Source organism: Bordetella tumbae (assembly GCF_965139195.1).
Lineage (GTDB): Bacteria > Pseudomonadota > Gammaproteobacteria > Burkholderiales > Burkholderiaceae_B > Bordetella_A > Bordetella_A tumbae.
In genome coordinates, this window is sequence record NZ_CBCSJH010000051.1 from 1 (window position 1) to 23,949 (window position 23,949).

Consider the following 23,949-nt stretch of genomic DNA (forward strand, 5'->3'; position numbering starts at 1 on the left):
GGGCGGGATGTTCCGGGGAGCGAAGGCTTTGAGGGCCGGGGCGTCGGCCAATTGCACCATGGTGCCTAGCGAGGCGGGCAACAGGCGGCTCAGGCCCTGGCAGGCCCGGCTGATCTTCAGCGCGGGGCGCAACAAGGCTGGTGTCGTCAAGACGCGTGCCACCAGCCAGCGCAATAACCGTTGTGTCAGCGGCCGAACGCGGCTCTGCTCAATGTACTGGCGCGCGCCATCGATGATCTCTCGATACGAGACGCCTGCTGCGCACGTTGTCTCGCACGACAGACAGGACAGGCAGCGGTCGAGGTGCCGTATCGCCGTCGCACTGGGCGGCGCGTTGCTGCTCAGCATGTCGCGGGCGAGCGCAATGCGCCCGCGTGGGGAGTCGAGCTCTTCGCCATCGAGCACATAGGTGGGACAGACTGCGGTGCAGAACCCAAAATGCACGCAGCTTTCGGTGGCAGAGCGAACCTGCTCTTGGCGATGAATGGCGATGGTCTTGGTCATGGTGCGACAGATGCATGCAGGCCGAAGCCCGGATGCTGGTCATTCTGTCGCTTGAGCGCGTTACCGGCTGTGCTCAGCGTGTCACCACAAACCTCTCAGGGTGTCACCGGCCCGGCTGATGCTGTTTGAGCATGTCGACAGGCAGCATTCCATAGCGCTCGGAAAAACGCCGCGTGAAATGCGAGAGATTGTTGAAGCCGCAGGAAAATGCGGCTTCGCTGACCGTGCGCGTTTTGCCTGCGCTGAGGATGTTGTGGGCGAGTGTGAGGCGAGCTTGCATCACATATGCCTCGAATGACAGTTCGGCATGCCGCGCGAAAAGACGATGCAGGGTACGTACGGATATGCGGCACGCGGCGGCGACCGATGAGGGCGTCAATTCCGGATCGGCGATGGCGCGTTCGATATGGCGTTGTGCGGTAATGAACGACAGCTCGGTAGAGGGTGCGCGTGGGGTTGCCGAGGATTCGCACTGCAGCGCAACGATCTCGATGAGTGTCCCCAGCAAGGTATCGACGGTCCGGTCTTCGAGCTTGATCGCCGTGTCGGTCAGCAAGCGCATGGTTTCCGCCAATATCGGGGAGAATGCCATATCGGCCGGCAAACGCAGTGGGGCCCGCAGCCTCCGTAAAGCCGGCGCTCGCGCGCCCAGCGCATGGCGCGGCAAGAGCACCAAGCGACGCGCCGTCACATCAGGAAAGGTAATGTCGAATGCCGAACTCGTGTCCAACAGGCCGAACTCGCCCTGTTGCAGGCATTGTTGCTGATCTCCCTGCGACAGAATGGCCCGCCCTTGCAGCTGCAGGCCCAGCATGAGGTGATCGCCGTTATGGCGGTTGACGTGCCGCTGTGAGCGCCGGATGACGTGCGGCGAGCTCTCGAACGTCACCAGCCGCGCGCCCGAGCGGGTTTGGCTGAACATGGTGCCGTTGAAATCGGTGCTCGGTTCGGCCGTGAATTCAGAATCAAGCACCCCGGCACAGACAGCGTCATGCCAAAACGTCAGGGCATGAGGCTGATGATCGAGGGTGCTCCAGCGGTGCCATTGGGGTGCCATGTCGGCTCTACAGTGCTCGGTGTCGCTGCCAGTGGTATCGACTGGCACGTTAGGTCGCATTCAATGTAGCCAAGCGGCGCATAATCGGCCATCAGTGCAATCCCCGATAAAGTCTCACCGCATTCACTCCTTGGAGCGTGGCATGAAACGATTCTTTTATTACTGGGTCACGCTGTTTGCGTTGTGTACCTGTACTGCGATGGCTGCCGAGAGCTATCCTGCGCGGCCGGTACGGATGATTGTGGGCTTTGCCCCGGGCGGGGGTAACGATATCCTGGCCCGGTTGATGGCCGAACAGCTGCAGCGCCGCCTGGGGCAGCCCTTTATCGTGGAAAATCGTCCGGGCGCCAGCGGTGCCATTGCCGTCACCGCGGTCAAGCGCGCCGAGCCCGATGGCTATACGTTGCTGGTAGGGCCGAGCAGCAGCATGACGGTGAACCCGGCCATCTATCAAAAGCTGGATTACGATCCGGTGGCGGATTTCAAGCCGATTTCGCTGGTCGGAGATATTCCGATGATCTTGTCGGTGAAAGCCAGCAGCCAGGTCCGTACGCTATCCGATCTGGTGGCGCAGGCCAAAGGCAGCGAAAAGGGCCTGTTTGCTGGTGCGGGGGCGACCTCTTTTCAGCTGGCTACCGGGCTTTTTGCAAACCATACCGGCATCCGTACCGAGATAGTGAACTATAAGGGCAACTCGTCCGTGGTCGCGGCGTTGCTGGCCAACGAAATCGATTTTGCTTTGGTCGATACGGCAGCGATTTTGCCGCAGATCCGTGGGGGGCAATTGCGTGCGATTGCCGTGACGGGTTCCAAGCGGTTTTCATCCTTGCCCGATGTGCCCACTGTGGCAGAGTTGGGCGCGCCGGGTTTTGCAATGTCGTTCTGGTCGTCGTTGTATGCGCCGGCGGGAACCCCGGACGCTATTGTCCAATCGCTGCAAACCACGGTATCTGCGGCGCTGCGCGAACCGGAAGTATCCAGCAGGTTGCTGGAACTCGGCATTGAGCCGGTAGGCAGTACCGCGAAGGAACTGGCTCAGGTGATGGCCCGCGAAATTCCTGTGTATAAAAAAGCTGCCAAGGACGCGAATCTCGTGCAGCCTTGACAGGTGTACGCACTGCGACCGCTTGTTTACTGCGGTTTGGGATCTCTCAGGATGTCCGCTGATCCTTTTTCCTGGCGTTGAGCGTACCTGTCTGTTTCCTGCTCGACGTCGACAGAGAGAGGTTCGAGTTTGTTTTTCCACGCCTTGGCATTGGACTGAATGGCATCCATGCTGGGCAGCGTGTCACGCGTAGCGACGATGACACGATTGCCTTGCCGCAGGTTAAAGAACGGTCCGAATACGTGGGCATAGGTCGCCGATTCGCGTTCGTAAAGATTGCTGTTGGTGAATGTGTTGGCGACCACAATACCGTCCTTGGCCAGAATGCCTTTGACGTGCTCCAGAAACTCGACCGTCATCAGATGTTCGGGGACGTAGTCCACATCAAAGGCGTCCAGCATGACCATGTCGTACTGTTGTCCCGTGCGATGTGCATTTTCGATATAGGCCCGCCCATCCTCTACAAATAGCCGTTGCCTCGGGCCGGGCCGGTAATCAAAGTAGCCCTCGGCGACGCGCGCGACGGCGGGATCGATTTCCACTGTATCGATGGTCGCGTCGGGCAGGAGGGCGGCCAGCGTTTTCTGCAGCGTGGCGCCGCCCAGGCCGACGATGAGGATGCGCTGCGGTGCCGGATTGACGAACAGGGCGCTGATCATCATGCGCGTATAGGAAAACACCAGGTCATCCGGTTCCTGCAGATCCATGCAGGTCTGTCGTCCCATATCGGTCATGGAGTTGAAGTTCAGGCATCGTTCGCCGTTGTCTTCGAATACCAGCACCTTGCCAAAGGGCGAGGGCTCGCTATGCAACAGCCGGGGCTCGGCCTGTAGCGATAGCGCGAGCAGCAGTGCCATGCCGCCGATGGCAAGCGGGAAAATCAGGCACGGGCGAGTGTGGGGCATGAGAGACCATGGTCGGTGAGTTTGGGGCCATCATATCTCGCGTTTATACTTTTGCCGTGCCGTATTCACTTTCTGATCCCATGTCTGATTCGCTGCCTGACGCCTCTATCGAGAGTTCCGGTATTTCCGCCGCCGTGCGCGAGCTCGAAGAAGACATTGTGCTGGGCAGCCTGCATCCGCGTGAGCGCCTGATCGAAGACGAATTAATGCGTCGATTCGCCCTCAAGCGGCATGCCGCCCGGGAGGTGCTGGCCGAGTTGGCGCGGCGCGGGCTGGTCGAGCGGCGCAAGAACATCGGCTGCGAGGTCAGGGCATTCGCCGTGCAGGAAGTGGTCGAGCTGTATCAAATGCGTGAACTGCTGGAGGCCGAGGCGGCGCGCATTTTGCCGTGTCCGCTGCCTGCTGAGGCTCTGGACCGGTTAAAGGCTATTCAACGCGAACACGATCAGGCGGTGGCCGATGAGGACCCGCGTGCGGTGTTTCACACGAATTTGCGGTTTCACGAAACCTTGTTTGGTTTCTGCAATAACAGCGTGCTGCAGCGCGCGATTCAGGAATATGCCCGCCAGACGCATGCGATTCGCTTCAGTTCGCTGGTGGACGCCTCGTATCGGGAACGTGCGCGTCTGGAACACTGGGCCATGATTGCCGCCCTGGAAGGGGGGCATCGGGACGATTTGATTCGGGTATGCCGTGGCCATCTGGCGCCGTCGCGTGACGCGTACTTGGCAGCGAATCGGCATTTGACTCGTCGCGAGCCAGGATCGAATTGACGGATTTGAATCGGCGGACTGGGGATTCAGCCCGCCGATGCCGGCAACACGCGGCACAAGCCTGTTGCCGGTTTTGCTTTAGAAGCGGTGACGCAGACCGACGCCGACAGCCGTGCTCTTCAGACCATCGATGAAGGCATAGTCTTTGCCATACGAGCCGTAGGCGTACAGGTTGGTACGCTTGGACAGATCGTAGGTGTAGCCCAGGCTCCAGACGTTCATGGTGGAGTCTCCACCGGTCAGGCGGTCGTTGGACGGATCGACACGTTGCCACGAACCGAACACGTTGCTGGCACCGCCGATGGGTACCGTCGCGCCAACCATGTACGAATTGGCCTTGAAGCCATCGACAAAGCGGTTAGAGCCGAATTCGTTGCTGAAAGGCGTGCCCGAGTCCAGGTCCTGGCCGGTGAACCAGCCGTCGGTGGTGCGGCCGTAGGCGGCGGCAAGCTTCAGGACTTCGAAGTCGTAGGAAACACCGACCGCGTATTGACGGGGCGTTGCGTCGCTATCGATGTTCGAGGCGCTGTTGCTGGCGTTCAGTTGGTCGTAGGTCAGGGCAACGTTCAGCGGACCATTCAGATAACGCAGACCGGCGGTGATGCCGCGGGTATTGTCTGCCGTACGGAAACCGGTTTCGTTGCTGTTGGTGTCGTCCACATTGAACGAGTAGCCCACACCGAATTCAAAACCGCTGAACGACGGCGTGCGGTACATCACCATGTTGTCCCAACGGGTGGTGTTTGCGGCGCTGAAGCCCAGGCCCAGGTTGGCTTGGGTATAGCTGGTGTAGAACGGGTCGATGTCTGCCAGGTATTTGGAGGACACGTTGGTCTGACGACCGAACTCCAGGGTACCCCAGCTGTCGTTGGCCAAACCGATGGTGGCTTGGCGGCCGAACAGGCGGCCGTTCTGAGCGCTGTTGCCATTGCTGGAATCAAAGCCGCTTTCCAGTTGGAATACGGCGCGCAGACCATCGCCCAAGTCTTCGGTCCCACGCAAACCCCAGCGCGAACCGGCTTGAATGCCGTTGATCATGCCTACGCGACTGCCACTGTAACCATCGCCTTTGATCTTGTTGTAGCCGATGCCGGTGTCGATGACACCATAGAGAGTGACCGACGTCTCAGCCTGAGCGGCGCCTGCGAAACCAGCCAGCAGTGCAGCGGCGAGTAGCGTCTTTTTCATAAAGAAAATCTCCGTTGAATTGAACAATCAGAGATAACGGCGCAGGTCTTGTTTCAAGGCCTGCGCATTATCCCTGAGGGCTTCATGGTAAAGCATCGATTGCCGCCAAACTCGAAAACTGCAGGATTTTGCGGCTAAAAGTAGTTATTTCTCACGATTTGGCGTGCGGGCTCGAGTGGTCTTTTTAGCTCTTCTATAGCAGCGCGCCGGCCAGCCGTGCAGCAAGAGTTGCTTGCGCATTGCTGTTGTTTTTCTGCATCGAAATGCCATTTAGACCGGCAGTCTGTTGGTGCCGTGCGTGCATATTCAGCTTGAATTGCCGAGTCAACGCGTAGCGCGGCAGGTACTCTCGGTCGTCAGCGGGCGGTGTCTCTGCTTCGTTGCTGCAGCAGCAAGTCCAGCGCCAGCATGACCAGCAGCGAGGCGCCCACCAGCGGAAAGATGATTCCGCCGATCACCATCAACACCATGACGCCACGCAGTGCACGGCGCGCCGCCGGCATAGGAGGCACTCCCAGGCTGCCGGTTGGGCGCCGTTTCCACCACATGGTCGCGCCCGCCACACACAACAGAACAATAGCGAGACAGGCGGCCAGCAGGATCAATTGATTGGCCAGGCCGAATTCCTGGCCCATATGTACATTGACTCCCCATTCCAGCGTTTTGCCCAACGGCCCATAGTCGCCGTAGCTCATGTCCAATAGCGGTTGGCCGCTGTATTGATCCAGATGCACGACCCGCTGGCGCGCCAGGTCGTTGGGGTAGACCGAGGCGGTGTAGACGCCCGTGGGATTTTGCGGCACGTTGATGGCGTAGCCAGGTGCCAGGCCCAGCCGATTGAAAATATTGACGGCAGCATCCAGACCGATGGGCTCGCCCATGGTGTGAGCGGGCGTGGATGCGGGCACGCGGGCTTGCTCCAGTGACCATGTGGTTTGTCCCATGTGCGCGAGGTGCTCATCCGACATGGGGACCGCCACGCGTACGCCTGCCGGATAGCCAAAGTTGTTGCCATTGGCCCATTGATTGACTTTGGCGCCCCACACAATGGACCACGGCATGCCGGTGGTGGCCAGGAACAGAATGAAAAAGCCGACGATCACTCCGGTGACGGCATGCGTGTCGCGCCAGAAGACACGTTTGGATGGCGTGCTGCGTACGCTGATGACGCCTTGTTTGCGGCCGCGCGGCCACCACAGATAGATCCCCGTGAGGACCAGCAGGATGCTCCAGCCGGCCGCGATTTCAATGGCGCCATTGGCAATGGGACCAAAGAAATCCAGGCTGTGCAACCGGCGTATGGTCCACATCAAGGTGCCGCGTTCGGGGATCGCTCCCAGAACGTGGGCGTCATACGGATTGACATAAACGCTGAGGCTCGCGCCGGCTGCAGGCTTGATGACGACTTGTGCTGCCGCCTCGGGCGTCTCGGGCGGCAGGTATTTGGCCAGCGTGCCTGGGTGGGCCTGTAAGGCGGCCTGTGTCAGTGCGGATGGCGCCAATGCCGGGGTGCTTTGCGCGGGTACCGATTTCAGATCACGGTACCAGGTGTTTTCGATCTCGTTATGAAACAGGTACAACGCGCCGGTGACCGACAGCACAATCAGGAACGGGATGACCAGCAGGCCGGCATAAAAGTGCCAGCGCCAGACGGCCCGATAGACATCGACATGACGGATCGCATCGGAATCCGGAGTGTTTGCTTGAGTGTTCATGATGAGGCGACTAGTTTGGGGCCAGACGCAAGCATCTGGCCAGGATTCAGGGATCGATCAGAATCGATAGTTCGCGGACAATTCGACGCGTCGTCCTGCACCCAACAACCATTGCGTCTGGTTGTAGTAGGCCGTCTCGGCGTACTGTTTATCGAATACGTTGTAGGCGCGCAGGGCCAGGCTCAGGTCGCGGCGGGGCTCCCATTGCAGGGCGAGGTTCGTCGTGGTGTAGGCCGCCATCTCGAGCTCGTTGGCGCTGTCGGCGTAGCGTTTGCCCACGTAGCGCAGCCCCGCGCTAGCGGTCCATCGTGGCGCGAAATTCCAGCTGACCCACAGATTGGCCAATCGCTCGGGCACGTCGGGCGGGACATTGCCTCGTCGAGAGACGGCGGTGCCGTTGGCGCTATCTACATAGTCGTCGTAGCGTGCATCCAGAATTGCCCCGTTGAAATCGACGCGCCAGTCGCGCGCAATTTCCACGCCTACGGTGAGCTCCAGCCCGCGGCTGGATTGGCTACCGACTTGCACGCGCAGTGCAGGGTCGTTGGGGTCGCGCGTGACGAGATGATTTTTGCGGATGTGATAGGCCGCCAACGTCCATTGGCCCTTGTCGTCCCAGAATGTCTGCTTGAGCCCGATCTCGACCTGGCGGCCGGTCGAGAGTTCGAAGTCCTTGTTGGCTGGCGACAAGAGCAACAGGCCGCCGACCGGGTCGGCCGCCTCGGCGTATTGCCCGTATATCGCCAGCGTAGGCAATATGTCGTAGACCGATCCGACTCGCCAGCCCACATTGGTAAAGGTCGTGCGATAGGCGGTGGTGCCGGTGACGAGATCTTCGCGTTGCAGATCAATATGGTCGTAGCGCACACCGCCCAATACTGACCATCGCTCGGTGAGCATCAGACGGTCTTCGGCAAAGAGGGCATACTGGGTTGCCGTGTTGCGATAGCGCGGCGAGGTGCCTGCCTCGTTAATGAATTCGCCGTGATCGACATCGTAGGGATCAACCAGGGACGTGCCGCCATACGGCGAGTTGTTGGTATGGGTGAGTTTGCTGCGATTGACCTCGGCACCCACCGAGACTTGATTCTGCAAACCCAATAGCTGTCCGCGAAAGGCGGCATCGGCTCGCGCGCCGATTTGCGACTGATCGTGCTGAATCGCTGTGTAGGCGCTGCGTTCGATCAGGCCGTTGTCGGGTTGCCAGGTGTAGTTCTCTGCATTGCGATAGTCGCGGTCGCTGCCGATGTAGTAGACGCGGCCACGGACGGTCGTTTGTGCGTTGGGCATCCATTCGGTCTGCAGTTCGGTGCGCTGGTCGCGATAGATGATCTTGCTGTCATCGACGTTGTAGTTTTGATGGCGCAGGGAATAATCGATTTCGCCGTCAATCAAGGGCGTACCGAAATAGCGGGTCGGCTCTTGCCAGGCGTAGGCTTGGGTCAGCGTGAAGTTCAGTTCGGGCGACACGTCGAGCCGCAGTGCCGCGGTGACGGCGGCGTTTTTCGAGTCCCCCAGGCTCATGTCGGCGTTGTTGTGGTTGCCGCTGACATCCAACCGATACGACCATCGGTCGTCGATCGCACCGCCGCTACCGAACGCCAGGCGCTGGGTATCGTGGGTGCCTATCGTGGTCTGGATTTCATTTTCGATCGGGCCGCGGGAGGGTTTCTTGGGAATGATGTTGACCACGCCGCCGATGGCGCCCTCGCCATACAGGACCGAAGCGGGGCCGCGCAGGACCTCGATGCGCTCGACTGACCAGGGATCGTAGACAAAGGTCTGGCCCAGGCCACCATATTGACGCAGTCCGTCGTATAGGATGGCGACTGAATTCGAGTCGGTAAAGCCGCGTGCAGAGAGTGACGAGCCGCCGTTGCCGGGATGTCGAAACGCGCTGATGCCGGCCGCTTGTGTGATGGCATCCATCACCGTCACGTCGCCGCGCGCGCGCAGTTGTTCATTGGTGATGATTTCCAGGCTGGCTGGGGTCTCAAAGGGCGTTAGCGACAGCGATGATCCGGTTGCGCTGATCTCATTCAGCGTGATGGGAAAAGCGTCGCTGGATACGGAAATGGCGGGCAGTGTTGCAGTCTCGGCTCGGGCGCCAGGGCTGGCCAATAGCAGCGCCACGGTCGCGGAAACGACCGTGCGCCGAGGCAGGACGGATGTCCTGACGGAAAGGGATGGCATGGAAATTCTCGGTAGAAAGGGCAGGGCCGTCGCGATGCGCGACGGGGAATCAAGCACTAACCGAGTAAGACAGGCGGGGCGCGCGCACCGAGTGGTGCGCTCTGAGGTGAGGTATCGACCAGAGGCGGCGGAGCGCGTGCGACGACTTGCAGCGTAACGGTGCCGGTAGGTACCAGCCCTGGCAGAGAAGGCAGCAGCGGCAAGGCAGCCAAGGCCGCGCCAGTGGGACAGACGGCCGATTGTTCAGCGTGTTGAGCGTCTTGGCGCGAGTGATGATCGTGTCCGGCCTTGGACGGGCCTTCGATCCATATCGGACCCGCGGCCGAGCACAATTGAATCAGTGTGGCGCTCGGATCAGTCCCGGGCATAAAGCCCTGGGGGACCAGTGCTTTCAGCGCAAATACGCACAGCGCCAGCCAGATGGCAGCGCGATAGCGTATCGATGTGAAAGCACGGTTTGCGGAATGCATGGTGTTGTAATTCTAAACTACGTACCTAGCCGAGTGCGGCATGCATTGAGGCGGTTTTATTCGCTGGGCTCAGCGTCAGGCAGTTGCGTAAATGCACGCACGAGATGCGCGATCTGGTCCAGTTCGTCTTGCGCTCCAGCAGTCCAGGCGGGCAGGTCAAAGGGACTGTCCGCGGGAGCGCCGTCAACGTTGGCGCGCAAGTCGGCCAAGATATCCAGCGCCAGTTCGATAGCTTGCGGATTGCTGCGGGTGGATAGCGCCAGGGCCAATGCGACGGTCTGCCGCATTGCGAGCAAGCGGCCATCTAGTTCTGTTTCCATGGAAAGCCTTTAGGTGAATGGATTGATGAAAATTGCGCTGCCTCTGCTGCCCAGCGTGAGTTCGGGTGTGTGTGGGCAGCGGACAATCTCTCTATTCTACGGATGGCGGCCAACTGTCGACGCCGCATAACCGGTCACATAAAAATAACTTGCGATTAAATCGTGCACTATGTATTATTTGATCCATGACGACTTCATCCCGACCCTCTGCTGCCGATGCGCCATCACTGTTGCTGGATGAGCAACTGTGTTTTGCCCTGCATTCGACGGTGCTGGCGATGAACAAGGTGTATCGTAAGCTCCTGCGCACGCTGGATCTGACGTATCCGCAATACCTGGTGATGATGGTGCTGTGGGAACAGGATCAGTTGACGTTGACGGACATCGGCCGCCGGCTGTTTTTGGATTCTGCGACCTTGACGCCGTTGCTCAAGCGTATGGAGGCTGCGGGATGGTTGACCCGTACACGCGCCGAGCAGGACGAGCGCCAGGTCATCGTGGCGCTCACATCTGCCGGGCGTGTGCTGAAACAAAAGGCGGCGCAAGTCCCCGTCGAGGTGTTGTGCGCGACGGAATGCGCGCCGGATGAGTTGGCTGCATTGAAAGTGCAGTTGGAGCAGTTGCGGGGGCGTTTGATGACGCATGCGTGATCGGGCCGGATGTGCCCATGCCGTGTGCCATCAATCTGCCATATATGTAGTGCACGATTAATTTGCTTGCTATTTGTATTCGGTTCTGGCGAGCCGTATGTTGAGTAAATCGCCTGTCGTTTTATCCCTGTTAACTAAAGGAACCTGTCATGTCTCTCGAAAAAGTCGTATACCGTGCCCATGCCAAAGCTACCGGCGGCCGTGATGGCCGTGCTGTCTCGTCGGACAATATCCTGGACGTCAAACTGGCGGTCCCGCGCGAAATGGGCGGCCCTGGCGGCGGCACGAACCCTGAGCAATTGTTTGCGGCGGGCTACTCCGCATGCTTTCTCGGTGCGATGAAGTTCGTCGCGAATCGCGACAAGCTGTCGATTCCGGCGGATGTATCCATCGAGGGCGCCGTTGGTATCGGGCCTCTGCCCACCGGCTTCGGTATCGAAGTCGAGCTGAAAATCTCGTTGCCGGGCCTGGCACGCGAGCAGGCCGAAGATCTGGTGCAGCGCGCACACATCGTATGCCCGTACTCGAACGCCACTCGCGGCAATATCGATGTCACGCTGACGATCGTGTAAGGCGGTCAATGTTGTCGATGGCCGGCGCTACTTTGTCAGAAGGGCGCCGGCCAGCAACCATAATCCGCCCGCGGCAATCAGCAGCAGTATGACGCCGGTGATGCGCTCGATCAGCGCGTTATAGCGAGTCATGGCGGCCACGATGGCCGGGTGACCTATGCCCGCGCAGACCAGTAAATCCCACGCCAATACGATCGCAAACATCCACAGCCCGTATGCCCATTGCTGGGTAGGCGGTGTATGTTCGCCGGCCAATAGCGAGAACAGGCTGGCATAGAACAGTGCATTTTTAGGGTTCAAAATGCCCGAGCCGAAACCCATGGCGAAGCGCCGGTGCCAAGAGGGCGGCACAGCCGTGCCAGTGATAGCCGAACCGTGTAGCGGCGCCGTGCCTGTGCGGGCATGACGGATCAGCGCAGCCCCCAGATACGCGAGATAGAGGCAGCCTGCTGCTTGCAGCAACTGGAAAAGCGTACCGGAGGGATTCAATGCCGCAAATCCGCCGATCGCCAGCATGATGAAGATGCCGTTCGCCACTGCAATGCCCAGGCAGACGGTAGCGGTGGGACGCCAGCCATGCAGCAGTGCGCTGCGGATAATCAAAAAGAAATCAGGACCGGGGCTGAGCAGCGCCAGGAAATGCGCGCCTGCGACCACGGCGAAGAGTTGCCAAGCGTTTGCCATATTGCCTCTTGTCAGAACGAGGCAATTCTGCAGCGGCAGACGAATGGCGTATTGAAGAAAATTGCGGGGGTTCAGTCGCCCGAGCGTTGATAGATGCCGGGCGTCGCGGCGACGCGCTGTTTGAACGCTCTCTGGAAATGGCTTTGGTCTGCAAAACCCAGGTCCTGCGCGATGCGGCTCAGGCTCTGGCCGCGACGCAGCAACTGGCGGGCTTGCAGGATGCGCAGGTCCAGTTGATACGCGTGAGGCGTCATGCCTGTCGCTGCGCGGAACGCGCGGATGAACTGGTAACGGCTCATGCCGGCCATGTCGGCCAGCGTGGCGAGGGAGATGTCATGGCTGCGGGATTCGTTCAGCAGGGCCATGATGTGTTGGAACCGATGCGGCAGCAGTGGGGGAGGCGAGGCTGCTAGCGGCAGGCCTAGCCATGAACGGCTCCCTACATACAAGATGAGTGCAGACTCCTTGTCGGCGTGCGTCGCGTCCGAGAACAACAGGTCGTTGAGTTCACAGAATCGCTGATAGGCCGGCAGCGCGTGACTGATAGCTGCGTGGTCAGGCAGTTCGGCGTCCCCGTCGTTCTCAGCCATTAAGGCGCGAACCCATTGAGAGTCCAGGTGCAGCATCTGATAGCTCCATGCTGCGTCGGGATCGGGGTTGCAGGCGTGCGCGCAATGCGACGGCACCATGACCAGACTGCCGGCAGCGAGCCGATAGGAGGCATCGCCACAAATAAAGGTGCTATAGCCGCGGTCAACGGCGCCGATCGACACGGTGTCGTGCGTGTGCGTCGCATAGCATGCGCGGCTGTGAACAGCGCGCCGGCTTTCCACGTAGGGCAGTCGCGCGTCGCGCCAAAATTGGGGGTGGGGCATAAAGAGTCGGTAGGACGCTGGGCCGATAGTCAATAGATTATCACTGGCAGCGCAGGCCGCCGTCCATCGGATGATGGGGCGATAATGGTAATTATGAATCCTTCGACATATGCTACCGATATGGACACCGTTGCACAGCGGCCGGGTTCGGCGTTGCCTGGCCTGCATCCTGCACCTGCAGAGCCAGTATTTCCTGCTGTGATGGCGGATGCCGCTGCGCAGGACTCGTCCGCTGATGATCCCGAACCTGTGCCGCCTACCCCTCCCAGCCCTAACGAGTGTTGTCAAAGTGGCTGTATTCCGTGCGTTTATGACATGTATAACGACGAAATGGAAACTTATCGCGAGGCCTTGCGTGCCTGGCGGGCTCGTCATCCGGGATCATCGTGAGTAGCGGGCGTGCGGCTGTTTGATGCCGGTGAAGTGAGAGGCTGCAACCAGGGCGGAGATTTTGTTGCGCTTTGGCACCTATTTTTGCGCTCTAGGTCGCAGTGTCAGACGTTACGATAAATGGGTGCCGATGCCTGACAAGGCTGCGGCGGATCTCTCAACAAGGATTACGTCATGATGAAGACGATCGCAATTTCCGGTTTGACCGCTTTGGCTTGCCTGATGGGCACTGCGGGTATGGCGCAGGCTCAGCAGATGCATGAGGCTGCGCAGCAGGCGCAGGAATATAGCTACCCCTCGCGCGACGGCAGTTACTCGCCTCCGTCGACGTTGCGAATTACGGAACAGCCACAGGCCGGCACGGCAGCCCCGTCAGGCGTGGTGCGCGATACGCCGGAGAGCCTGGCCCAATACGAGCGCTGCCGCAACAACGCCGATCGTGCGGCGGTCGATCGGGCACAACTGCAAAATGAAGTTGCCGCGTGCCTGCGCGAACTGGAAGCGCGTCGTCAACAATAAAGCGATGGATGGTAAGCAATAAAGCAAGGGGATGGTAAGCTGATCGTTTCGACGTGTTGTAGTGCCGGGAGCCGAGAGCAATCTCGTTTTTTGGCTACGCAGTCAATACGTTTGATGCCAACGCACCTCCATCCGTTTTTGTTTTTTCGCTACTCATGAATGCCGCCGACGACGCCCATTTGATTGAAACGCTGGTTGATAGCCAGTCCCTTTGCGAAGGCAGCTTTATCAAAGCACGTTGCGATACGGTCCGCCTGCCCGATGGCAGGCAGGCCACGCGCGAGTACATCGTGCATCCGGGCGCCGTGGTGATCATTCCGCTGCTCGATGATGGGCGCGTGTTGATGGAGCGGCAGTTCCGTTATCCGGTGGGGCAGGTGATGACCGAGTTTCCTGCTGGCAAACTCGATCCCGGCGAGGATCCGTTGGCGTGTGCAAAGCGCGAGCTGCTCGAGGAAACGGGCTATACGGCCAAGGAATGGGCAAGTGCAGGGGCAATGCATCTGGCGATCGCCTATTCGACCGAGATCATCCATATCTTTTTCGCGCGCGGATTGGTCGCTGGCACTGCCCAGCTCGATCAGGACGAATTCCTGGAGGTGCGCGCCACGACGCCTGACGAATTGGCCGAGGCTTGCCGCAGTGGCCGTGTGACGGACGCCAAGACGCTGACGTGCACGCTGTGGCTGCAAAATATGCTGGCCGGGAATTGGTCGTTGGATTGGCAGCTGCACGATGAATCCGCAAGATCTTGAGCGTCTTGTCACGCTGGAAATGCCGTTCGGCAAATATCAGGGGCGTTTGATCGCAGATCTGCCGGGGCCTTATTTAGCGTGGTTTGCGCGCAAGGGATTTCCTCCCGGGCAGATCGGCCGGTTGTTGGCGTTGATGCACGAGTTGGACCACAACGGCCTGTCGGCGTTGCTGCAACCGTTGCGCCAACAGGCCGGGGCAGGCAGCAAGCCGAAGGTGGCGGTTAAAGTTCAGGCGTGATTATCTTGCCGGCGGCAGTGGCCAGGTGTTGGCCCGATGACTTTGCCGGCGGCAGCAATCAAGCAGGGGCAGGCTCGGCAAACTCGCCGGCAACCGGACTCAGGGGGCTGGCGTAATAGCCTCGCACGAAGCTGCGCGCTCTGCAATACGCGCGTCGTGGCCCAGCAAGGCCTGTGTGCCGCATTGTGAGCCGAACATCGCCGTGGCGTCGTGTCCGACGCCCATGACTCGCTGTGGGGTGTGTGCGAGATTGATGGGGGGGCTGCCGCGGTGTGCCAGCAGGTGGTCATAGCCTAGATAGCCCAGGCCACGCGACAGGCGGGTGGCGCCCTGGGCCTCGGCGGCGCAATGCTTATCCAGCCCGTGATCCTCGGGATTATTGTCGGCACTGCCCAATAGATAGACCACGTCGCGTGAGGCGTAGCGCACGTACAGGCTGGCAGGGCCAGGATCGCTGGCGTAGGCAGGAAGCTGCTGCGGGCCGTAGGGGTATTGGTTATAGGTCGGGCAAATGCCCCGCTCGTAAGAGGCGTAGCCGCCACCCGTGCGGCGAGGGCGCTCGCCCGTCAGGTACAGATAGGACGGCGCGTTTGCCACGACATAGCGCAGCCCCAAGCCATCGCGGCGCACGGCGCCGTCCAGATCATTGAGGACTGCGTAGCGCTGCAGTAACTGCGCGCCGCTGCCATGCGCAGCCAGCACGATGTCGGAGAGTGCCGGGATCGCTTTGCGATCGGCCAGCCATCGCACGATGTCATCGAGTACCTGAAACGCGCTGATCGGCGCGGGACGTCCCGAGGCCTGGATGCTTTTCCCGCCGATTTCCCAGCTGGATTTGCGCCAGGCAGGGAGTTTCGCAAAGTTGGCATCGACGGATGTGGGGAACTCCAGCGCCAGGACCAGCGTCTCGTTTTTGTGGTTGGGATCGCGGTTAACGAGGGCTTCGATATCCTGGTAGTGCCGGCCGGCATCGCGGCGGGCGCCTGGCAGCACGACGATGACGCGGCGTATGCCTTTCAGCGCTTTGCCGAGATTGTGGTTGGCATAGACCGGCATCCGGTAGTTGCGCTTGGTCTCGCCCAACGTCAGATATTGCCACGCGGGCAGAGGGCGCGGCCCTTTCGGCAGCGGCTCGTCATAGTTGTACGGCGGGGGCAGGGGCGTTTGGGCCACGGCAGTACCCGCAACCAGTGTCAGTGCCAGCATCAGCGCCATCATCGCCGAGCCGGACGAGCCAGAATGCGATGGGAGACGAGGCACGCGCACGGCGTTCAGCAACGTTCTTGTCCCAATAGTTGCTTCAGCGCAGGGATGTCCAGCAGTTTGACTTCACGTTGACGGATCGCGATCAGGTTTTCGCGTGCCAGGCGGGAAAATAATCGACTCGTGGTCTCTAAGGTCAGTCCGAGAAAGTTGCCGATTTCCTCACGGGTCATGCGCAGCACGAATTCGGTGGAAGAATATCCGAGTGCGGCGTAGCGTTGCGACAGGTTGAGCAAAAAGCCCGCCAGGCGCTGCTCGGATTGCAGGCTGCCCAGCGAGGCCAGCATCTGATACGAGCGTTCCAGTTCGCGGCTCATGAGGCGGCGCATCTGGTGTTGCAGCGAGGGCAGTTGAGCGGCGATATGATCGATTTGAGACAGACGGATGACACAAACCTCGGTGTCTTCCATGGCCAGCGCAGTAGAGACATGCTGTCCGTGCAGCATGCCGTCCAGGCCTATCATTTCCCCCGGCAGGTGAAAGCCGGTAATCTGCATATGCCCGGCCGCGTCTTCGATCTGGGTTTTCACGCTGCCGTAACGTACGCTGTAGATCGAGTCCAGTTTGTCCTGCTGAGTATAGAGCGGCGCGCTCTTGGGCAGGCGGATGCGTTCTTGCACCAGCTTGTCCAGTTGCTGAACGTCGGCGGCGGCCATCCCGACGGGAATGCAGACGTGGCCGAGCATGCATGTAGAGCAGTTGGGCGATTCTGGTGACAGGGGAACACGTTTTTGCATAGAGATGGCTGCGAATGGTGCGGCCCCTGCGCAGGCGCGAGGGCATGAACAAGCTGTACCCTATTGTAAGCGCCACTGAAGGCGGCTCCGTGTGATGGTTCCCCAGGTTTCAAAGGAGCTATGGAATGAAAGAGGAATTGGATTGTTACATATTGTGCAATCGAGGCGAAATTCCCATGTTTTGAGGGCTGAAAGGCCTTGAAAAAACGATCAACATCCGCACATGTTAATCATCGAGCCAAGCCGTGTACTAGTTCCGGTCAGGCTCCCCATCAAGCCTAACGACAACTCTTATGCGATTCGACAAACTGACGACCAAATTTCAGCAGGCTTTGGCTGATGCGCAAAGCTTGGCTGCTCGCAACGACCATCCCTATATCGAGCCCGTGCATGTGCTCTCGGCATTGCTGTCTGACTCAGACAGCGGCGCGGGCAGCCTGCTGGCGCGCGCAGGCGTCGCGGTGAACCGCGTGCCGGCCGCGCTGGACGCTGCGCTCAAAGCATTACCTCAGGTGCAGGGCAATGACAACGTGCAGGTCGGGCGCGACCTGCAGGCGGTGCTGACGCGCACCGATAAAGAAGCCGCACGCCGTGGCGATACGTACATTGCCAGTGAATTGTTTTTGCTGGCACTGGCTGACGATAAAGGTCCGGCCGGTACGATCCTGCGCGATGCCGGTTTGCAGAAGAAAGCACTCGAGGCGGCAATTGACGCCGTGCGCGGAGGCGAAAACGTTTCTGGCGCCGAGGGCGAGTCCAATCGTGAGGCGCTGGCCAAATACACGCTGGACCTGACCGAGCGCGCTCGCGAAGGCAAACTCGATCCCGTGATCGGCCGTGATGACGAGATCCGTCGCACGATTCAGATTTTGCAGCGCCGCACCAAGAACAACCCTGTCTTGATCGGTGAACCCGGTGTGGGTAAAACCGCTATCGTCGAGGGGCTGGCACAGCGCATCGTGAATGACGAAGTCCCCGAAACCCTTCGCGGCAAGCGGGTGCTCTCGCTCGACCTGGCGGCGCTGTTGGCAGGCGCCAAGTTCCGTGGCGAGTTCGAAGAGCGTCTGAAAGCCGTGCTGAAAGAGCTCGCGCAGGACGACGGCCAGAACATCGTGTTTATCGATGAGCTGCATACGATGGTGGGCGCCGGCAAGGCCGAAGGTGCGATGGATGCGGGCAATATGCTCAAGCCTGCGTTGGCGCGTGGCGAGCTGCACTGCATCGGTGCGACGACGCTGGACGAGTATCGCAAATACATCGAAAAGGACGCCGCGCTGGAACGTCGTTTCCAGAAGGTGTTGGTCAACGAGCCCGATGTCGAGTCGACGATCGCGATCCTGCGTGGTTTGCAGGAACGTTACGAGATTCACCACGGTGTCGAGATCACCGATCCCGCGATTGTGGCCGCGGCCGAGTTGTCGCATCGCTACATCACGGATCGCTTCTTGCCGGACAAGGCCATCGATTTGATCGACGAGGCGGGTGCGCGCATCCGTATGGAGATCGACTCCAAACCAGAGGTGATGGACCGTCTGGATCGACGCATCATTCAGCTGAAGATCGAACGCGAAGCCGTACGCAAGGAAACCGACGAGGGCTCCAAGCGCCGCCTCGCCGTGATCGAGGAGGAACTCGAAAAGCTGCAGCGCGAGTACAACGACTACGAGGAAATCTGGAAATCCGAAAAGGCCGCTGTACAAGGCACGCAAGCCATCAAGGAAGAAATCGATCGCGTGCGCGCCGAAATGGCCGAGTTGCAACGCAAGGGGCAGTTCGACAAATTGGCAGAGCTGCAATACGGCAAGCTGCCCGAGCTCGAGGCGCGTTTGAGCGCGGCCGACAGTGCGGAGCAAAGCGAACAGGCAGACACGGACAAACCTCGTTTGCTGCGTACGCAAGTCGGCGCCGAGGAAATCGCCGAGGTCGTATCGCGAGCGACGGGTATTCCCGTGGCCAAGATGATGCAGGGCGAGCGCGAAAAATTGCTGCAAATGGAAGACTATCTGCACAAGCGCGTGGTGGGGCAGGACGAAGCTGTCCGACTGGTATCCGACGCCATCCGCCGCTCGCGTGCGGGTCTGGCGGATCCCTCGCGTCCGTATGGGTCATTCCTGTTCCTCGGGCCGACCGGTGTGGGCAAGACCGAGTTGACGCGTGCGTTGGCGGAGTTCTTGTTCGATTCCGAAGAGCACCTGATTCGTATCGACATGAGTGAGTTCATGGAAAAACACTCTGTCGCGCGTTTGATTGGTGCGCCGCCGGGATACGTGGGTTACGAAGAGGGTGGTTATCTGACCGAAGCAGTACGCCGCAAGCCGTACAGCGTGGTATTGCTGGACGAGGTGGAGAAAGCCCACCCCGATGTTTTCAACGTGCTGTTGCAGGTGTTGGATGATGGCCGTTTGACCGATGGTCAAGGCCGTACGGTGGATTTCCGTAATACGGTGATCGTGATGACGTCCAACCTGGGGTCGCAACATATTCAGAGCATGGCGGGACAGCCTTACGAAGTGATCAAGGAAGTCGTGTGGGATGAACTGAAGCAATCGTTCCGTCCGGAATTCTTGAACCGTATTGACGAGGTAGTGGTTTTCCATGGACTGGAAGCACAGCATATCGAGTCGATTGCGCGGATTCAGCTCAAGCGTCTGGCCGATCGTCTGGAGCGGCAGGAAATGCGCCTCGAGGTGTCCGACGCGGCATTGACCGAGTTGGCGCGTGCCGGGTTCGATCCTGTGTTCGGCGCTCGACCCTTGAAGCGCGCGATTCAGCAGCAGATCGAAAACCCGGTCGCCAAGCTGATTCTCGAGGGTGACTTCGGGCCGCGCGATGTGGTGCCGGTCGATTGGCAAGACGGCAAGTTCGTGTTCACACGTACGCTGCAGTGAACTGTTGAGCTGTCGTAGTGAAAAAGGGCAACGCGATATCGCGTTGCCCTTTTTTTACCGCCTGGGCCGTTCCAGGGTAAAAAACGCCCCCTTGGGGGGCAGCAAGCCGAAGGCGAGGCGTGGTGGCCGCGTTACACGGTGCCTATGCGCAGGATGCCTTTGATGGTGTCGGCTGCGTGTTGCAGGGCGGGGGCCATGTCGTTTTCCAACCGGCCATCGGTGGCTTCCGAGGCGTCGACCGAAATGCCGACGGACAGGCGGCGAGAATCTATTTGTGGGATCGGGGTGGCTATCGAGATCTGGTTGCTGTCTGGGTAATCAAAGCGCGTCCATTGACCAACAGGCAAGTCCAATCCCTGGGCTAGCGCACTGGCGGGGGGCAGCACACTGCCTACGCGCAAGTTCATGACGACAAGACGCCTGCGCTCGGCGGGTGCCATTGCCCGGCCAATGATGATCACGCCATCGGAATGGGATTCGCCCAGATTCGAGGTGCCGGAGTAGGCATCGGCCAGCCCTTGCAGCACGTCTTGGATGGCCTCCGATACTCCTAGACTTTCCATGGCGGCAAATCCGAGCTCGAAGACCAAAGGCGTCAGCCGCCAGCGGCTGTCTTGGCGGGCGGCATAGCCCTCTTCCTCGAGGGTCTGCAGAAAGCGTAATACGGTGGCGTGAGGCAAATCCACCGCGCGAGAGAGCTCCGCCAGGGTGGGACGGCCGTTGGCGCGAAACGCTCGCATGATCGATAGACATCGTTGAATGGATCTATTATTCTTCATTTGGTTCACTAGATAAACTAATTGATCACCTAGTGATCATATAAATAAATTGAGATGCACGCAAGTTCCGGTGCCGGAAGGAGACAATGATGAAACGCATCCTATGCGCTATTGCTGCAGGCTTGACGGTCTGTATGGGGGCTGCCGCCGCGGCTCAGGCCACATGGCCGTCACAGCCGATCAAGTGGGTCGTACCGTATCCGCCAGGCGGGTCGACAGACATGCTGGCGCGCTTGGTGGGTAACAAGCTTGGTGAACGTCTGGGTCAGACAGTGATCGTAGAAAACAAGGCGGGAGCCGGCGGCAATATAGGCACCGAGTATGCAGTCAAACAGCCCCCGGACGGCTACACGATTGTGATGGGCAACATCGGGCCGATTTCGATCAATCCCTCCTTGTATCCGGATTTGCCTTATCAGCCGCAGCGTGACTTGATACCGGTGGCAATGTTGATGAGCGTGCCGAATCTGCTGGTCGTCAATCAGGATTTGCCGGTGCGGTCGGTGCGAGAGTTGGAGTCCTATATCAAGCAGTCATCAACGCCTGTGGGATATGCCACACCGGGGACAGGTACATCCCTGCATCTGGCAGGCGAACTGTTTGCGACATCGGCGGGGGTGAAGCTGACGCACGTTCCCTATCGTGGCAGTGCCCCCGGTTTGAACGACACGATGGCGGGACATGTGCCCATGATGTTCGACAACATGCCGTCGGCCTTGCAGCTCGTCAAATCCGGCAAGCTGCGCGCGTTGGCGATCACGAGCGCGACGCGTTCACCCTTGTTACCCGATGTGCCGACGATGGCCGAATCGGGATTGCCCGGCTATGAGGTGACGGGTTGGTTCGGCGTGCTGGTGCCGACGGGCACACCTCCAGCCATCGTGGATCGCCTGAATAAAGCATTGCACGACATCCTGGCCATGCCGGAGGTGCGAGATCAGATTGTGGCCATGGGCGGAATCATTTCCGATAAGGGGCCCGAGGAGTTTCGACGCTATATCGCAGCGGAAACTGACAAATGGAGTGCACTGGTCAGTCGTGCACAGATCAAACTGCAGTAACGAGGAGACTTAACATGAGCATGTATCGTCACCTGGAAGCCCACCCCATCGCTGGTGCTTTGGGCGCAGAAATTCGTGGCATTGATTTGTCGCAACCATTGTCGGACGAGGCGTTCGATGAGGTACAGGCAGCCTTGCACGAGCATCTGGTCATTTTTTTTCGCGATCAACATCTGACGCCTGAACAGCATATCCATTTCAGCGCACGGTTTGGCGATTTGCTGGAGGTGCCTTTTGTGCGGGCATTGGAGGGTTATCCAACCATCTTGCCTGTGATGAAAGGCAAGGCCGAGTCGAAAAAACGCTTGTTTGGCGGACTGTGGCACACGGATATGAGTTATACGCAAGAACCTCCGTTGGGTTCGGCACTCTATGGGCGTGTGATTCCGCCCTATGGCGGCGATACGATGTGGGCAAACATGTATCGCGCATATGAGTCCTTGTCCGATCGGCTCAAACAGATCTTGGACGGGTTAAACGCGGTGCATAGTCCGGCACGTTCTTATGGCGCTGGCGGGGCTGTGGTGAACAACGGGGATCCGGCCGACAAGATGGACGTGCGCACCGATGAGCGCGCGACGAACGAGGTGATTCATCCTGTGGTGCGCGTGCACCCGGCTACGGGCAAAAAAGCGCTGTATGTGAACAGTACCTACACGGTGCGTTTCGAAGGCATGACGCAAGAGGAAAGCGAACCATTGCTGCAGTTTCTGTACCAGCATGCGGGGCGGCCGGAATTTACTTGCCGCTTCCGTTGGACGCCCGGCTCTCTGGCGCTGTGGGACAACCGTTGTACGCAGCATCTGGCGATGAACGATTACGACGGCTTCGATCGTGAAATGCATCGCACCACGATCTCCGGCGAACGGCCTCTCGCTGCGTCGGCAAGGCTGCAATCGCTTTAGTACACATCGCGTCGATAGCGGTTGCTGTGGCGCAGGGCGGCGAGCCCGCCTGCGCCCAATATTTCGACCAACGCGTCATCTACGCCCTGAGCCATGCCCTGCAAGCTACCGCAGATGTAGAGATCGGCGCCGGCACGGATCCAATCACGCACATCATTGCTGGCGTCGAGCAGGCGATGTTGAACGTACGGGTGATCAGCCGTGTCGCGTGAAAAGACCGCGTCTACACGTTGAATTTTCCCATCGGCTAACCAGTCTTCGATTTCTTCACGGTGATACCAGTCGTGCGCGGCGCTGCGTTCGCCAAATATCAACCAGTTGCGATGATGGCCGGCGGTGATGCGGGCTTTGAGCAGTGCACGCAACCCGGCCAGGCCTGTGCCATTGCCGATCAATATCAATGGGCGGTCATCGGCGGGCGGGTGAAAATTGCTGTTGGTGCGCAAGCGCAGATCGATGGTGTCGCCGAGCTGGGCGATATGGGTCAGCCAGCCGCTGCCCACGCCCAGCCGGCCGTCGCCGTGATGCATCTGCCGTACCAGCAGGTGCACGGCGCCATCGGCCGGGATGGACGATATGGAGTATTCGCGGTGCGGCTGCAGCGCGCCACCGCGTGCGTCGCGCGGGCCGATCTCTGCAATGTCGCCTGCCTGCCATAACGCATCGGTGTCGTCAGGGGGCGTGAGGGTCAGATGAAAACAGGGATCGCCCTGGCTGCCGGGGTTGAGCAGGGTGCGTTGTGCCAGCCGCCATGGACGATAGTTGGGGGGCTCCCAATCCGGCAGGTCACTGCAGCCGGTCAGTAGCCCCAGGTGGTGCTGCCAGTGCCGCAAGGCGGCAGGGTCCGCCTTGTCTGCCTCGACACGATCAAAGAGCGGGCTGGCGCCGCTATCGCGCAGCCAAGTGTCGAGCCTGCGGCCAAAGCCGCAGTAGTGATGGTATTCGCTGTCGCCGAGCGCGAGAACGGCATATTGCAGGCCATCGAGCATGGCGGCATCTGCTTCGTTCTGGGCCATGAGCGTGTCCGCAAAAGCGGCTGCACTGTCGGGGGCGTCGCCTTCACCATAAGTGCTGGCGACGATCAGGACGCGAGGATAGGCGCGCAAGAGCGGCAAGTCGAGTTGTCCCAGGGCAGCGACACGGGCCGGCAGTCCGCCCTGGCGCAGCGCCTCGGCAGTTTGATGCGCCAGCGCTTCGGCTTGTCCTGTCTGGCTGGCGTGAGCGACGAGGACGGTTTGATCGGTAGCGGGAGCATGCAGCTCGCGTGCGGCCCGGGCCTGCTGTTCCGTACGACGACGGGCCTGGCGCCAAGACCACAAACAGAGCACCAGCCAGGCGAGGATGATGCAGCATGAATACAGCAGGCGGTAGGTAGGAGGCGCAAGCATGGGACAGGGCGGTGA

Annotated in this window: 25 protein-coding genes; 11 read left to right on the forward strand and 14 right to left on the reverse strand. The window is 59.9% G+C overall.

Annotated features, from left to right (window positions below):
• On the reverse strand, positions 1–504 hold a 504-nt coding region (locus ACNA0J_RS27420; RefSeq protein ID WP_415822084.1), incomplete at its 3' end, for a 4Fe-4S dicluster domain-containing protein.
• A gap of 103 nt (positions 505–607) precedes the next feature.
• Positions 608–1,561, reverse strand: a complete 954-nt coding sequence (locus tag ACNA0J_RS27425) for a helix-turn-helix domain-containing protein (RefSeq protein WP_415822085.1) — start codon at positions 1,559–1,561, stop codon at positions 608–610.
• 142 nt (positions 1,562–1,703) lie between these two features.
• On the opposite strand from ACNA0J_RS27425, the gene ACNA0J_RS27430 reads away from it, so the two are divergent.
• Positions 1,704–2,666, forward strand: a complete 963-nt coding sequence (locus tag ACNA0J_RS27430) for a Bug family tripartite tricarboxylate transporter substrate binding protein (protein ID WP_415822086.1) — start codon at positions 1,704–1,706, stop codon at positions 2,664–2,666.
• A 26-nt stretch (positions 2,667–2,692) separates the two neighbouring features.
• Here the strand turns inward: ACNA0J_RS27430 and ACNA0J_RS27435 are convergent, their stop codons facing one another.
• Positions 2,693–3,571 (reverse strand): spermidine synthase, encoded by an 879-nt coding sequence (locus tag ACNA0J_RS27435; protein WP_415822088.1) that lies wholly within the window; start codon positions 3,569–3,571, stop codon positions 2,693–2,695.
• 80 nt (positions 3,572–3,651) lie between these two features.
• Here ACNA0J_RS27435 and ACNA0J_RS27440 point away from each other — a divergent pair, with 80 nt between their 5' ends.
• The gene (locus ACNA0J_RS27440; protein WP_415822089.1) at positions 3,652–4,344 is read left to right on the forward strand and encodes a GntR family transcriptional regulator; all 693 of its coding nucleotides are present in this window, start codon (positions 3,652–3,654) and stop codon (positions 4,342–4,344) included.
• A gap of 78 nt (positions 4,345–4,422) precedes the next feature.
• Here ACNA0J_RS27440 and ACNA0J_RS27445 read toward each other — a convergent pair whose 3' ends face one another.
• From ACNA0J_RS27445 to ACNA0J_RS27465, 5 genes are all read right to left on the reverse strand, one after another.
• Complete coding sequence (locus ACNA0J_RS27445; protein WP_415822090.1) at positions 4,423–5,532, reverse strand: porin; 1,110 nt, start codon at positions 5,530–5,532, stop codon at positions 4,423–4,425.
• A 356-nt stretch (positions 5,533–5,888) separates the two neighbouring features.
• Positions 5,889–7,247 carry a PepSY-associated TM helix domain-containing protein gene (locus tag ACNA0J_RS27450; protein ID WP_415822092.1) on the reverse strand — a complete coding sequence of 453 codons (1,359 nt, stop codon included), beginning with the start codon at positions 7,245–7,247 and terminating at the stop codon, positions 5,889–5,891.
• A gap of 57 nt (positions 7,248–7,304) precedes the next feature.
• Complete coding sequence (locus ACNA0J_RS27455; RefSeq protein ID WP_415822094.1) at positions 7,305–9,440, reverse strand: TonB-dependent receptor; 2,136 nt, start codon at positions 9,438–9,440, stop codon at positions 7,305–7,307.
• 56 nt (positions 9,441–9,496) lie between these two features.
• Complete coding sequence (locus tag ACNA0J_RS27460) at positions 9,497–9,910, reverse strand: DUF2946 family protein (protein WP_415822095.1); 414 nt, start codon at positions 9,908–9,910, stop codon at positions 9,497–9,499.
• 56 nt (positions 9,911–9,966) lie between these two features.
• Positions 9,967–10,230, reverse strand: a complete 264-nt coding sequence (locus tag ACNA0J_RS27465) for a hypothetical protein (protein WP_415822097.1) — start codon at positions 10,228–10,230, stop codon at positions 9,967–9,969.
• A gap of 185 nt (positions 10,231–10,415) precedes the next feature.
• Here ACNA0J_RS27465 and ACNA0J_RS27470 point away from each other — a divergent pair, with 185 nt between their 5' ends.
• Together ACNA0J_RS27470 and ACNA0J_RS27475 are read left to right on the forward strand one after the other, a co-directional pair.
• Positions 10,416–10,880 carry a MarR family winged helix-turn-helix transcriptional regulator gene (locus ACNA0J_RS27470; RefSeq protein WP_415822099.1) on the forward strand — a complete coding sequence of 155 codons (465 nt, stop codon included), beginning with the start codon at positions 10,416–10,418 and terminating at the stop codon, positions 10,878–10,880.
• 149 nt (positions 10,881–11,029) lie between these two features.
• Positions 11,030–11,452: an organic hydroperoxide resistance protein gene (locus tag ACNA0J_RS27475; RefSeq protein ID WP_415822100.1), complete on the forward strand. Its 423-nt coding sequence runs from the start codon at positions 11,030–11,032 to the stop codon at positions 11,450–11,452.
• Between the two features lie 27 nt (positions 11,453–11,479).
• Here the strand turns inward: ACNA0J_RS27475 and ACNA0J_RS27480 are convergent, their stop codons facing one another.
• Together ACNA0J_RS27480 and ACNA0J_RS27485 are read right to left on the reverse strand one after the other, a co-directional pair.
• Entirely contained in the window at positions 11,480–12,136 is a 657-nt protein-coding gene (locus ACNA0J_RS27480) for a LysE family translocator (RefSeq protein ID WP_415822102.1), read from the reverse strand.
• A 71-nt stretch (positions 12,137–12,207) separates the two neighbouring features.
• Positions 12,208–13,011, reverse strand: a complete 804-nt coding sequence (locus ACNA0J_RS27485) for an AraC family transcriptional regulator (protein WP_415822103.1) — start codon at positions 13,009–13,011, stop codon at positions 12,208–12,210.
• Between the two features lie 201 nt (positions 13,012–13,212).
• Here ACNA0J_RS27485 and ACNA0J_RS27490 point away from each other — a divergent pair, with 201 nt between their 5' ends.
• From ACNA0J_RS27490 to ACNA0J_RS27505, 4 genes are all read left to right on the forward strand, one after another.
• On the forward strand, positions 13,213–13,401 hold the full coding sequence (locus tag ACNA0J_RS27490) for an oxidoreductase-like domain-containing protein (protein WP_415822125.1): 189 nt from the start codon (positions 13,213–13,215) through the stop codon (positions 13,399–13,401).
• 177 nt (positions 13,402–13,578) lie between these two features.
• Positions 13,579–13,920: a hypothetical protein gene (locus tag ACNA0J_RS27495; RefSeq protein ID WP_415822126.1), complete on the forward strand. Its 342-nt coding sequence runs from the start codon at positions 13,579–13,581 to the stop codon at positions 13,918–13,920.
• Between the two features lie 155 nt (positions 13,921–14,075).
• Positions 14,076–14,675: an NUDIX domain-containing protein gene (locus tag ACNA0J_RS27500; protein ID WP_415822104.1), complete on the forward strand. Its 600-nt coding sequence runs from the start codon at positions 14,076–14,078 to the stop codon at positions 14,673–14,675.
• Positions 14,656–14,913 carry a DUF3820 family protein gene (locus ACNA0J_RS27505; protein WP_415822105.1) on the forward strand — a complete coding sequence of 86 codons (258 nt, stop codon included), beginning with the start codon at positions 14,656–14,658 and terminating at the stop codon, positions 14,911–14,913. Before ACNA0J_RS27500 ends, ACNA0J_RS27505 begins: the two co-directional genes overlap by 20 nt.
• A 99-nt stretch (positions 14,914–15,012) precedes the next feature.
• Here the strand turns inward: ACNA0J_RS27505 and ACNA0J_RS27510 are convergent, their stop codons facing one another.
• Together ACNA0J_RS27510 and ACNA0J_RS27515 are read right to left on the reverse strand one after the other, a co-directional pair.
• The gene (locus ACNA0J_RS27510) at positions 15,013–16,131 is read right to left on the reverse strand and encodes a hypothetical protein (protein ID WP_415822128.1); all 1,119 of its coding nucleotides are present in this window, start codon (positions 16,129–16,131) and stop codon (positions 15,013–15,015) included.
• 53 nt (positions 16,132–16,184) lie between these two features.
• Positions 16,185–16,913 (reverse strand): helix-turn-helix domain-containing protein, encoded by a 729-nt coding sequence (locus tag ACNA0J_RS27515; RefSeq protein WP_415822107.1) that lies wholly within the window; start codon positions 16,911–16,913, stop codon positions 16,185–16,187.
• 293 nt (positions 16,914–17,206) lie between these two features.
• Between ACNA0J_RS27515 and clpB the strand changes: the two genes are divergently transcribed.
• Complete coding sequence (gene clpB / locus ACNA0J_RS27520) at positions 17,207–19,801, forward strand: ATP-dependent chaperone ClpB (protein ID WP_415822108.1); 2,595 nt, start codon at positions 17,207–17,209, stop codon at positions 19,799–19,801.
• Between the two features lie 131 nt (positions 19,802–19,932).
• On the opposite strand, the gene ACNA0J_RS27525 is transcribed toward clpB, so the two are convergent.
• Entirely contained in the window at positions 19,933–20,580 is a 648-nt protein-coding gene (locus ACNA0J_RS27525) for an IclR family transcriptional regulator (RefSeq protein ID WP_415822109.1), read from the reverse strand.
• An 86-nt stretch (positions 20,581–20,666) separates the two neighbouring features.
• On the opposite strand from ACNA0J_RS27525, the gene ACNA0J_RS27530 reads away from it, so the two are divergent.
• Both ACNA0J_RS27530 and ACNA0J_RS27535 read left to right on the forward strand, forming a co-directional pair.
• A complete protein-coding gene (locus ACNA0J_RS27530) occupies positions 20,667–21,641 on the forward strand; it encodes a Bug family tripartite tricarboxylate transporter substrate binding protein (protein WP_415822110.1) in 975 nt (324 codons plus the stop codon).
• Positions 21,642–21,655: 14 nt separating this feature from the next.
• Entirely contained in the window at positions 21,656–22,546 is an 891-nt protein-coding gene (locus ACNA0J_RS27535) for a TauD/TfdA dioxygenase family protein (protein WP_415822112.1), read from the forward strand.
• Here ACNA0J_RS27535 and ACNA0J_RS27540 read toward each other — a convergent pair.
• Positions 22,543–23,934: a sulfite reductase subunit alpha gene (locus ACNA0J_RS27540; RefSeq protein WP_415822114.1), complete on the reverse strand. Its 1,392-nt coding sequence runs from the start codon at positions 23,932–23,934 to the stop codon at positions 22,543–22,545. The genes ACNA0J_RS27535 and ACNA0J_RS27540 overlap by 4 nt on opposite strands.
• Positions 23,935–23,949 lie beyond the last annotated feature (15 nt).